At 58.9% G+C, this 9,895-nt stretch carries 13 protein-coding genes; 4 read left to right on the plus strand and 9 right to left on the minus strand.

Translation table 11 applies throughout. The features are described from left to right. Positions 1-284: transposase (locus ACH2ED_RS01735; RefSeq protein ID WP_395088468.1), on the plus strand; the 284-nt coding region annotated here is incomplete at its 5' end. 299 nt (positions 285-583) lie between these two features. Here the strand turns inward: ACH2ED_RS01735 and ACH2ED_RS01740 are convergent. The 7 genes from ACH2ED_RS01740 to tpiA form a co-directional block, all read right to left on the minus strand. Then, positions 584-943 (minus strand): hypothetical protein, encoded by a 360-nt coding sequence (locus ACH2ED_RS01740; protein WP_395088469.1) that lies wholly within the window; start codon positions 941-943, stop codon positions 584-586. After that, a complete protein-coding gene (locus ACH2ED_RS01745; protein WP_395088470.1) occupies positions 940-1,719 on the minus strand; it encodes a hypothetical protein in 780 nt (259 codons plus the stop codon). Before ACH2ED_RS01745 ends, ACH2ED_RS01740 begins: the two co-directional genes overlap by 4 nt. A 3-nt stretch (positions 1,720-1,722) precedes the next feature. Then, complete coding sequence (locus tag ACH2ED_RS01750; RefSeq protein WP_395088471.1) at positions 1,723-2,490, minus strand: proteasome subunit alpha; 768 nt, start codon at positions 2,488-2,490, stop codon at positions 1,723-1,725. A gap of 5 nt (positions 2,491-2,495) precedes the next feature. Further along, the gene (locus ACH2ED_RS01755; RefSeq protein WP_395088472.1) at positions 2,496-2,669 is read right to left on the minus strand and encodes a UBact family ubiquitin protein; all 174 of its coding nucleotides are present in this window, start codon (positions 2,667-2,669) and stop codon (positions 2,496-2,498) included. Then, positions 2,632-2,823, minus strand: coding sequence for a ubiquitin-like protein UBact (locus ACH2ED_RS01760; RefSeq protein WP_309697008.1), 192 nt, complete (start codon positions 2,821-2,823; stop codon positions 2,632-2,634). Before ACH2ED_RS01760 ends, ACH2ED_RS01755 begins: the two co-directional genes overlap by 38 nt. Positions 2,824-2,825: 2 nt before the next feature. Next, positions 2,826-4,334, minus strand: a complete 1,509-nt coding sequence (locus tag ACH2ED_RS01765; RefSeq protein ID WP_395088473.1) for a proteasome accessory factor PafA2 family protein — start codon at positions 4,332-4,334, stop codon at positions 2,826-2,828. Between the two features lie 136 nt (positions 4,335-4,470). Then, complete coding sequence (tpiA, locus tag ACH2ED_RS01770; RefSeq protein ID WP_395088474.1) at positions 4,471-5,268, minus strand: triose-phosphate isomerase; 798 nt, start codon at positions 5,266-5,268, stop codon at positions 4,471-4,473. A gap of 95 nt (positions 5,269-5,363) precedes the next feature. On the opposite strand from tpiA, the gene ACH2ED_RS01775 reads away from it, so the two are divergent. After that, positions 5,364-6,230 (plus strand): alpha/beta hydrolase, encoded by an 867-nt coding sequence (locus ACH2ED_RS01775; RefSeq protein WP_395088475.1) that lies wholly within the window; start codon positions 5,364-5,366, stop codon positions 6,228-6,230. A gap of 14 nt (positions 6,231-6,244) precedes the next feature. Here ACH2ED_RS01775 and ACH2ED_RS01780 read toward each other — a convergent pair whose 3' ends face one another. Beyond that, positions 6,245-6,601, minus strand: coding sequence for an ATP-dependent Clp protease adaptor ClpS (locus tag ACH2ED_RS01780; protein ID WP_395088476.1), 357 nt, complete (start codon positions 6,599-6,601; stop codon positions 6,245-6,247). Positions 6,602-6,637: 36 nt separating this feature from the next. Next, complete coding sequence (locus ACH2ED_RS01785) at positions 6,638-7,288, minus strand: hypothetical protein (RefSeq protein ID WP_395088477.1); 651 nt, start codon at positions 7,286-7,288, stop codon at positions 6,638-6,640. 95 nt (positions 7,289-7,383) lie between these two features. On the opposite strand from ACH2ED_RS01785, the gene ACH2ED_RS01790 reads away from it, so the two are divergent. After that, positions 7,384-8,160: a hypothetical protein gene (locus ACH2ED_RS01790; protein ID WP_395088478.1), complete on the plus strand. Its 777-nt coding sequence runs from the start codon at positions 7,384-7,386 to the stop codon at positions 8,158-8,160. Next, complete coding sequence (gene pncB / locus ACH2ED_RS01795) at positions 8,157-9,299, plus strand: nicotinate phosphoribosyltransferase (protein ID WP_395088479.1); 1,143 nt, start codon at positions 8,157-8,159, stop codon at positions 9,297-9,299. The genes ACH2ED_RS01790 and pncB overlap by 4 nt, the downstream gene beginning before the upstream one ends. Positions 9,300-9,895 lie beyond the last annotated feature (596 nt).

Raw genomic sequence — 9,895 nt, forward strand, 5'->3', positions numbered from 1 at the left:
AACAAGGTCAATACAACGACCAACAGATACTCGCCATCCTACAGCAGGCAGAGCGAGCAGAGAAGACAATCGCTGAAATATGCCAGGAGCATAACCTCACCCAGAACACCTTCTACAGATGGAGGAAGCGATTTGCCGGAGCATCACCTGCTGACCTGGCTAAGAACCGCGAGATCGAAAAGGAGAATGTCGGGTACCCACCCGAAGGGAAGGGTGTCAAACGACTACTGGCGGAAAGAGACCTCGAAATCGATGTCCTCAAGGAACTACTGGAAAAAAAATGAACAGTGCCCGACGGCCCACCCAGGAGAAACGGGAGGCTCTCAGCTATGCCACCGAGCGAGGAGTCTCGCAAAGACGAGCATGCTCGCTACTCAAAGTCGGCAGATCCACGGTGCGCTATCAAGCCCAAGAACACGATGATACCCAACTCCTAGAGAGAATACGAGCCATTCACACAAAGGCTCCACGCTTCGGAGTCAGACCAGTGGACGGACAACTCCAACGAGAACGCAAAAGGCAAGAGAAGAAGGGACTAAAGTAACCAACTGATCATTATTGACCCAAGTTAGAACTTTGGACTCTAAACCGCCTTTTCACTCTCAGTGGCCAACGACACTCCCTCTTTGCTCCGCAATACCCACTGTTCCTCCGTGGCTTCAGAGGTGGGATCATCCCCAAAACGCGCCGTGTAGGCCACCGTGAGGGTTGGTGCGCACTCGCAGAAGAACTCCATATCAAAGACCCAGTGGCGCTTGCCATCGCCTTCAACGTCGGGCTCGCCGAGGGTTTCGTTCGTAATGCGCGAGGGGACGGTGTTTCCCTGAGGATCAGCGACGATCACGGGAGCGATGGTGCGGGTGCGGTAGTCGGCGTGCAAAACGGCAACGCCGGAGAAAGGCTCGTCGGACGGGTTGGTCACGACGAGCCAGCGGACACTCATTTATAGTCCGCGAGGGCGCTTTCGAGCTGTACTTCGGTGAGGAGACGGAAACGGCTCTCGCGCTTGGTGTGGCGCTCCAGTACAGCTGCCTCCACCGTCAGCCCGTCGGCGAGGGCTGTCTTGAGCCCCTCTTCAGGAGTCGGAGGCTTAGGCGTGTCTTCGTCGCCGTCGTCGTCTAGCTTCTCAGGCAGTGGCGCGAGCTGCGATTTGGCGATTCCCCAGGCTTTCAGTGCGGCGCTCAGTGTGTCTTCCAAGTTACCCAGGTGCGCATCTTTCAGGGATTCTTCAGCCTGCTCGGCGGCGTAGGTTGTCCCCGCTACCACGGCATAGCGGTGCGTGTTGCGAAACTCGCCGTCGTAGCCAAGCGTGAAGTAGAGATCATCGCCGGGCTCTTTATTCAGCTCTACAAAGAGACCACGAAATGTCAGGGGGATCGTGTTGTTGTCGTTATAGATGCGCTTGACGGCGGGCGAGAGGCCAAACCCGACTAAGCGCTGCACACTGACATCGTCCTCGGAGCGCTGAAAGCCCTCACGGTGCGTGGAGTCGATGGCGGCCAGGCGGATACTCTCGATATCACTCTGCTTGCCCAGCGCCGACATCATCAGGCGATCGTAGACCTCGTAGACCTTGCGCTGCGTGTGGCGCAGCGTGAGCAGCAGCAAGCCGCCGTCGTAGCTAATACCCACCACGGGCGAGCCATCGCGCAGACGACCTTCCACGTACTCGTTGCGCTGCTGGAGCGCGTTGTTGAAATCGTAAAAATTATAGGACATAGCTTATCCCTGAACCATCGCGGGCTCGGCAGTCAGAGTGGTCTTGACGATAGCGCGAAGTACATCCTCTTCAATATCGGCGATCCCCTCGGCCGTGATGGTCTTGGCCAGGGGTAAATACTTGGATGACCCCCCGGTGGCCGCGTCTAGGTCTGCGGCAATTTCCAGGAGCGTTAGCACCTCACGAAGCGCCGTGTCACGATCCATCTCACGAAACGGGCCCTTAGTGCGCCCAATGTACTCGAACGCCCCTCGAATCTGTGTGGAGCCCGAGCCCGCCGCCGCGTACTCCGCCGTCTCGAAGCGGGCCCCGCCGCCATCGTAGAAAAACACACGGCCTTCGTTTTTGGCTTTATCAAACGTGGTCAGAATCGGAATGACGAGGCCAATTCCCTGCATCGCAGCCACCATATTGCCCGCGATGAGCTTGCCGAGCTCGTTGAGCTTGCCGTCCAGGCTCATGGCTTGCAGCTGCGAGCGCTCGTAGTACTTAAACGCCATCCGTAGATAGCGCACCAGTTCGATGGCTTTTGAGAAGCTACCCGAGATAGAGATTAGGGTGTAGTCATCAAGCGAGAGCACTTTCTCGGCTTTATCGTACATAATGGCCATCCCGCCCGTGGCACGTCGATCACCAACGGTCAGAACACCGTCTTTGTACTTGACAGCAATCACGGTCGTGCCATGAATCGGCCCCTCGGCGAGGCCATTAAGCTGAAATCCAGTAAGCGCGGCAAAGTTGCCGCTGTGGGGTTGCAATAGATCAGTCATAAGTTTTATTGCCCGCCCCGCTGGTTGTAGCGGCGGGCCATGTCCGGCGAGACGCGGCGCATCCGCTCCAACACTTTGGGCGGGATTTTCTCCGACTCCCCTTCCTTGGGAAAGGGAAGGGGCGGGGGGATGGGTTCGGGCTTATTGTCCGCTTCGCTGGCGGTAACGTCTGGCGGCATTGGGATCCACCCGTTTCATCCGGTCTAGGATACCGCGCGAGTCAGGACGCTTAACATCGGGGGCCTTGGGGCCATCGCCGTCTCCCTGGCGACGGATCGGATCCACCGGTGTCGTCGGCTTTGTCAGGCGATCATCTGCACGAAACTCTTCCATAGTTACTTTCCTTCCAAAATAGCGATGAATGCAGCGGGCGTCGCGGCGGCTTCTAGCGCAGCAGCCAGTGCGCGGGGCTCGCGCTCTTGAATATCTGCCATCCGAATCGCGGCGATCTGCTCGCCGTGCTCTAAAGTAAAGCCGCCCCAGCTAATTTTCTGAACGGCCTCAGGAAACTTGCGCACGGCCAGTCCGCGAGCGATGGCACGCGGCGATCCCGCAGGCGGCGTGTCCAGGGCCGCGACAATCTCTTCTTCGGTCACCACGCGCCGGATCTTTGCTTCCTGCTCCAGCGCGTAGTAGAGCCCGGCGGCCGGATCGGTGTTGTGGTACTCCAGATCCAGGCTCTGCATGTAGGGATCGTCCCAGCCAGAGATCCCCTCGGCATCCATAAAACCCTCCAGCAGCGCACGCTTGGCCGCCCAGTCGAGTGTGTCCGAGAGCGAGAGCGGGTCGGTTTCAAGCGTATTTAGCACCTGCTCCCATTCTATCAGAACGGTGTCGGTGTCGGGAGAAAGCCCCGTGAAGTGCTCTCTTGCGGCGGCGAGATAGGCCCGCTGAACGTCCACCGCGCCAATTGTGCCGCCGCCCTGACGCTCCACGCACCACTTGAGCTTCTGATCCGCCGAGACCTGCTTGACGGCAGCCACAGGATCCCGCAGAAGAATACTCTTGGGCGCAAGGTCTTGCTCGATCAAGCGCAGCACCAGAAGCGTCGTGCCGATTTTTAGTAGCGTCGCCACTTCCGCAAAGTTGGCATCGCCGCAGATCACGTGCAGCCGCCGGAAGCGCCGCGCATCGGCGTGAGGCTCGTCGCGAGTGTTGACTATTGGGCGGTTGTAGAGTGTGTCCACCGACGCCAGCGTGGTAAAAAAATCGGCGCGCTGGGAGAGCTGAAAGAGCGCAGGAGGATTCGCTCCAGCATTCTCCATCCCGACTTTCCCGGCTCCGGCGTAGAGCTGGCGCGTCGCAAAAAACGGCAGCAGCCCCTCCAGCACTCGGTCAAACGGGACTTCGCGGCGCATCAAGTAGCTCTCGTGGGTACCGTAGCTCGCGCCATGAAAATCCGTGTTGTTCTTGTACATCGCCACCAGCGACTCGGCCCCAAGCTGCTTCATCCGGCGCTCGGCGAGGCGCTGCATCCAGCGCTCCCCGGCCCGATCATGGGCGATGACTTCCCGCAGGCTGGTGCACTCGGGGGTGGCGTACTCGGGGTGGCCGTGGTCGTTGTAGAGCCGCGCACCGTTGGGGAGCACTCTGTCGGAGCGCACTTCAATGTCCGTGGAGTGGGGCCGCCCCATCTGCTCAAACTGGGCATCGTTGGGGTCAATGGAGAGGTGATCCACGGTGAAGCCGCGCATATCCCGCCGGGGGTGCTCTTGCTTGTAGTCCCAGCGCCCCGCGACCGTCGGTGAGGGCACCAGTTTTACCAGATAGCCCGCCTCGTCCACGAGATCCTGGGCACCTTTTCCCTCCACGTAGATTCCGTACTCCGTCTCAATCCCGATCATGTGGGTCTATTGTACCCTGCGGCCCCTCTCGTGCCACTGACCATTCGGGGAGTTTACCCGCCTGTCAGGGATGGGATGGTCTTGAGGAGCGGGTGAGCGTCGGGGAGGAGACGTGCCTGAACCTTCTGGGCACGGGCTAGGCCGCAGCGTCCACAATGGCGGCAAAGTCAGCAGCTTTGAGGCTTGCCCCCCCGATCAGTCCGCCGTCAATGTGCGGCTGGCTGAGCAGCTCGGCAGCGTTGTCGGGCTTCATTGAGCCGCCGTACTGAACACGAACCGCATCGGCAACCTCGACTCCGTACAAAGAGCGGACGGTCTGGCGGACAATGCCGCAGACACGATTCGCCTCGGTGGCATCGCAGACCTTGCCGGTACCAATGGCCCAGACGGGTTCGTAGGCGAAGACTAGGCGCAGTGCTTTCTCGCTTGTCACTCCCGTAATCGCCCCAGCGACCTGCGAGGAAACAACCAGATCGGTCTTGCCTCCCTCGCGCTCATCTAGCGTCTCTCCAATACAAATGATCGGCTCCAAACCCGCCGCGATAGCCGCTTTGACCTTCAGATTGACAGTGGCATCGGTCTCGCCGTAGTGCTTGACGGTCTCCTCGGGCTCCGGAACTCCAAAGCGCCCCCGTGTCTCCGAGTGCCCCAGAATCACATAAGTCACCCCAGCGTCCTTAAGCATTTCGCCTGAAATCTGGCTGGTGTAGGCTCCCGTTGCTTTCCAAAACGCGTCCTGTGCGCCCAGTACCACCGACGACCCCGTGACCACTTCCCGCACGGTATGAAGAACCGTATAGGGAGGGCACACTACCACCGTGACTCCACTCTTTCCCGCAATCGCTGTGACCACTTCTTGCGCCAGTACCGACGCTGCTGCTGCAGTCCCCTTGTTCATCTTCCAGTTACCCGCGATAATCGGGGTTCGTGCCATGTTCTCTTCCTCAATGGCGGAAAGTTCCGCTCAACGAGTGTATCATACCCAAATTAGCCCGGAACTATAGTGTAGTTTTGCACGTAGGGATAAGTGTGCGACGTTATCTCCCTCTTATTTTAGGCGGTGCTGCTCTAGCACTTCCTGCGACACTAGCCTGGGTTTTTCTCCATCCGCCGCGCCGACATCACTCAAAAACACCGCGTACCGGGCTAGGGCTTGCCTATGAACGAATCAGATTTTCGTCGCTAGATGGGGTTCGTCTCTCGGGCTGGCTCGTGCATGCCCCGAGCCCGCGTGGTCTGGTAATTCTCTCGCACGGCTACAGCGGCTGCCGAGACACGATGCTCCCCTACTTGCACTTCCTACACGCCGCAGGCTTCGCCACCTTGCTCTACGACTTCCGTGCGCACGGGTGGAGTGGAGGCACGCAGGCGACTCTGGGACTCACGGAACCACGAGACCTTCTGGCAGCGATTCGCTGGGCGGAGTGCCAGCCTTCCCTCCAGGCGCTGCCGCTTTTCCTGCTGGGCGAGAGCATGGGAGCTTCGGTGTCTCTTCTTGTGGCCGCGCAGGAGCCCACGGTGCGGGCCGTGGTGGCAGACTGTGGCTTCGCCCGCATGGACGGCCCGATTCAGAGACGCCTGGAGACGCTTTTTGGAGAGACGGTGGGCAAGGCGCTCGCCCCGGCCACACGGAGTATCGGGGAGCATCTTCTGGGCACACCTACGGCTCGAATCGCGCCGGAGGAGGCCATTGGAAAGATTGCACCGCGCCCCGTTTTAATCATTCATGGTGCCAACGACGCCCTGGTAACGCCCGACCACGCGCACCGATTGCATGCTGCCTCAGGAGGAGAGGCCCAGCTCTGGCTTGTCAAGGACGCAGGCCATACGCTCAGTGTCCGTACCGCCCCGGACTACGCAGACCGGGTGGTGGGATTTTTGGAAGCGGCGCTCTAGGCCCGGTCTGTGCTCTAGGCCCGGTCTGTCTCAACCTGGAGGCGAACCGTCGCGATAATCTTAGCGACCCGCTCGCACTCCTCTTGCGTCCCCGAGAAGCAGATAGCACGCCCCTCAAGGTGGACACGCAGCGCGATCTGAAAGCCTTCCTCCACAGTACAACCCACCGCTTTCTGGAGAATATCAATCACATCATCAAAGGAGTGCCAGTCGTCGTTGTAGAGAATCACGATCCAGGGGCCAGTGAGATCCACTCCCTCGCGGATATCGCTCAGGTCGTTCAGGCCGGGCATGTCCAGGTGACTTGGGACAAAATCGGGTGGAAGGGTAGGGGCCTCTTCTACTTCGGGGCGTTCAATTGTCGTCGGCATAGCTCTACCCGTAATTTTATCACACGGGAGCCAAGCTTAAAACACGGGAGCCGAGCGGGAAATCAGTCCGGCTGTCTCCGGTGCCACGGACAGATAGAGCTGTGTAAAGACATCTGTCAGCGCTTGCTGGTTCTCAGGATCCAGTGTCGTGATTCCCAGACGTGCCCCCAGCTGCATCAGCCGCCGGGCTAGCCCTGCATCGGTCTCGTAGGCCAGGATCCAGCGGTACTCTACAAAGCGCTCCGCCACTCCCGCCAGCTCCGGCAGTGCACCACGCTCCAGCAAGTGCGCCGCCTCGGGGGCGATCTCGGGCAGGCAGAGCGCCAGCCGGGTGAAGAGATCGGTGGCGTGCGTGGGATCGGTGCGCAGAAGCTGGGCATCCATCGTGAGCTCCACCGCCACGTGGGCAAAGAAAAACACGCGATTCAGAGGCAGAGGCCGCAGGAGAACCTTTGCCGTTTCGCAGAGTGCCACAAACGCAGAGTCGGCATGAAAGCGCTGGTCGGTTGCTAAGTGCAAACGGGCACCCTCTGCCAGCGCCCCTGCCTTACCCTCAAGATGCTGCTTCTTCACGCCGCCTTCGCGGGAGATGCCCAGCCAGTCCGGCAGAAGATTACCGGCGTAGAAAAGCGGCGGCTCGTCGGGGGAGAGCTGGCGAGCAAGAGCATGGTGCGAGAGAAAGTTCATGATTTGCCGATAGTATATCCGGGAGCCTTGTGGACTATTTTTTTCACGACTCATTATCCGTGCAACTTTTCGTGTTTAATTCACACTTATAATCTATGAAACGACACTTACTCATCATTGACCCGCAGGAAGACTTCTGCAATCCGCACTCCGGGGCGCTCTTTGTCGCCGGAGCGGAGGCCGATATTTCGCGCATTGCCGCGCTCGTGCAGCGCACGGAGTTCTCTGCGATTCACGTCACGCTGGACACGCACCACTTATTGGATATCGCCCACCCGCTCTGGTGGGGAGATACTGACGGCAACCCACCCGCTCCGTTCACCATTATCGAGACAAAGACTCGGACTCTTTGGCACGCGGCGAATCCGGCGCATCAGGAGCGAAGCGTGGCCTATGTCGCGGCGCTGGCACGTAATGGGCGCTACCCCCTGTGCATCTGGCCGCCCCACTGCCTGATAGGAAGCGCAGGCCATGCCGTCGCCGCGGAGCTCTTTGCCGCGCTCTGCGCCTGGGAAACGCGCACGGGCCGGAGCGTGGACTATATTCGCAAGGGGGAGAATCCCTTCACCGAGCACTACAGCGCCATCGCCGCCGATGTCCCCGATCCCGAGGACGCATCAACTCTGCCCAACCACTCCCTTCTCGCCGCTCTCTCCCAGGCCGACGAAATCCTGATCTGTGGGGAAGCGGGCAGCCACTGCGTCGCGAGCACCGTCCGCGATTTAGTGAGGCACGGCATCCCCGCGCAGAAACTCACGCTCCTCACCGACGGTTTCTCGCCCGTACCCGGCTTTACACACCTTCAAGATGCGTTTCTCGCCGACCTAAAAGCAGCCGGGGCACGACTGACCACCACAGAGGAAATCAAATGATCGTCTCGCTTCTCGATACCGATCTGTACAAATTCACCATGATGCAGGTGGTCTGGGGACAACACCCGCAGGCGCAAGCCGAGTACAAGTTTCAGTGCCGCACCAAAGACACCGACCTGCGCCCATTTGCCACTGAGATTCGCACGGCGCTAGACAAGCTGGCGGGGCTTCGGCTGACTCTTGACGAGGCGCAATTCCTACGCGCCATTCGCTATATCCGGCCCGAGTTTGTGGACTTTTTGGAACACTTCACGCTTGATCCCCGCCAGATCGAAATCACCACGGACGAGAGCGTTGGCTTTGCATTGCGCATCCGTGGCCCGTGGCTGGCGACGATTCTCTTTGAGGTGCCGGTGCTAGCGACGATCAACGAGGTCTGGTCGCGGCATCATTTTCCGCTCACTCCGGAGCGCGAGGCGGAGGGGCTGTCCCGCTTAGAGGAGAAGCTCGCTCAGCTCCAGAGCGCCTCGGTGCCAGTTCGGGTGATGGAGTTTGGGACACGGCGGCGCTACTCACAAGTGTGGCAGGAGCGCGTCACCGAGCGGCTGGCTCCGTACTTAATTGGAACGAGCAATGTGCATCTGGCCCAAAAATTCAATCTCAAGCCATTTGGGACAATGGCGCATGAGTTTCTGCAGGCCGGTCAAGCACTCGCACCGCTCCTCCAATCCCAGAAGTTCATGCTGGAAGAATGGATGCAGTTCTACCGAGGCGATCTTGGCATCGCGCTCTCGGATGTGTTCGGCTTCGATGCATTTCTGGCGGACTTCGACCGGCTCTTTGCCAAAGCCTACGATGGCTGCCGTCACGACTCAGGTGATCCTGCGGCGTGGGGCGAGAAGCTGCTGGCGCACTACGAAAGCCTCGGTATTGATGCCCGCTCCAAGACCGCTGTCTTCTCCGATGGCCTGAGCATTCCCAAGGCCATCGCACTGGCGGAGCGCTTCGAGGGGCGCATTCGGACAATCTTCGGCATCGGCACTGACCTGAGCAACGATCTCGGGGACAAAGCCCTTCAGATCGTCCTGAAACTCGTGCGCCTGGACGGTCAGCCCGTCGTCAAGCTCTCCGACTCGCCCGGCAAAGCCATCACCGACGACGCGGCGTACCTTGAGTACGTCCGGGGAATGTTCGACTGAAGTCGCTACTTCGGGCGATTCTGAGGATTCAAAGGCCCTTCAACAACGACAAATCCTGATTCTTGAATCTTACAATCCAATCGAGCCTTTTTCATGAATCGGTTTTTTGATTTTGTCAAGTCCATTTTTTGATACTGCTGGCGAATTCGCGCGGGGTTCGGAACGGCGATAAAATCGAGGGAATCTAACCTTGGAGTCCAGCCATGTCCCTCAAAGCATCGGAGCTACCATCCATCCCAGAACAGACACAGCGCATCGCAAAGGCAGCATTCAAAAGAAATAACATCTACATCAAGATGAGAGATACTTTCGAGACTGTCCTCAAGGATGAGGAGTTTGCCGACCTTTTTCCCCGAGGTCATGCCCTAATGATACTGCTGGCGAATTCATGCGGCGGCCAGCCCCCAGGATTTTAGCCTGGCAAAACGACTTACACGAGTGGTCGCAAGTGGCTCACCAACCAACCAGGAAAACACACGGCAAAAGTTCAAAGCCGCTCCAACTATAGCATTCCTAATTGAGTTGTAAACACCCTGTATACCACTTCACTTTTTCAAACAAAAACGTCGAACTATTTAAAAACTCAACAAACAAAG

It is taken from the genome of Armatimonas sp. (genome assembly GCF_043757465.1).
Classification (GTDB): Bacteria; Armatimonadota; Armatimonadia; order Armatimonadales; family Armatimonadaceae; genus Armatimonas.

Coding starts and splice junctions, on each gene's coding strand:
- ACH2ED_RS01740 (WP_395088469.1), bottom strand. CDS start 943: ATGAGTGTCCGCTGGCTCGTCGTGACCAACCCGTCCGACGAGCCTTTC.
- ACH2ED_RS01745 (WP_395088470.1), bottom strand. CDS start 1,719: ATGTCCTATAATTTTTACGATTTCAACAACGCGCTCCAGCAGCGCAAC.
- ACH2ED_RS01750 (WP_395088471.1), bottom strand. CDS start 2,490: ATGACTGATCTATTGCAACCCCACAGCGGCAACTTTGCCGCGCTTACT.
- ACH2ED_RS01755 (WP_395088472.1), bottom strand. CDS start 2,669: ATGCCGCCAGACGTTACCGCCAGCGAAGCGGACAATAAGCCCGAACCC.
- ACH2ED_RS01760 (WP_309697008.1), bottom strand. CDS start 2,823: ATGGAAGAGTTTCGTGCAGATGATCGCCTGACAAAGCCGACGACACCG.
- ACH2ED_RS01765 (WP_395088473.1), bottom strand. CDS start 4,334: ATGATCGGGATTGAGACGGAGTACGGAATCTACGTGGAGGGAAAAGGT.
- tpiA (WP_395088474.1), bottom strand. CDS start 5,268: ATGGCACGAACCCCGATTATCGCGGGTAACTGGAAGATGAACAAGGGG.
- ACH2ED_RS01780 (WP_395088476.1), bottom strand. CDS start 6,601: ATGCCGACGACAATTGAACGCCCCGAAGTAGAAGAGGCCCCTACCCTT.
- ACH2ED_RS01785 (WP_395088477.1), bottom strand. CDS start 7,288: ATGAACTTTCTCTCGCACCATGCTCTTGCTCGCCAGCTCTCCCCCGAC.
- ACH2ED_RS01790 (WP_395088478.1), top strand. CDS start 7,384: ATGAAACGACACTTACTCATCATTGACCCGCAGGAAGACTTCTGCAAT.
- pncB (WP_395088479.1), top strand. CDS start 8,157: ATGATCGTCTCGCTTCTCGATACCGATCTGTACAAATTCACCATGATG.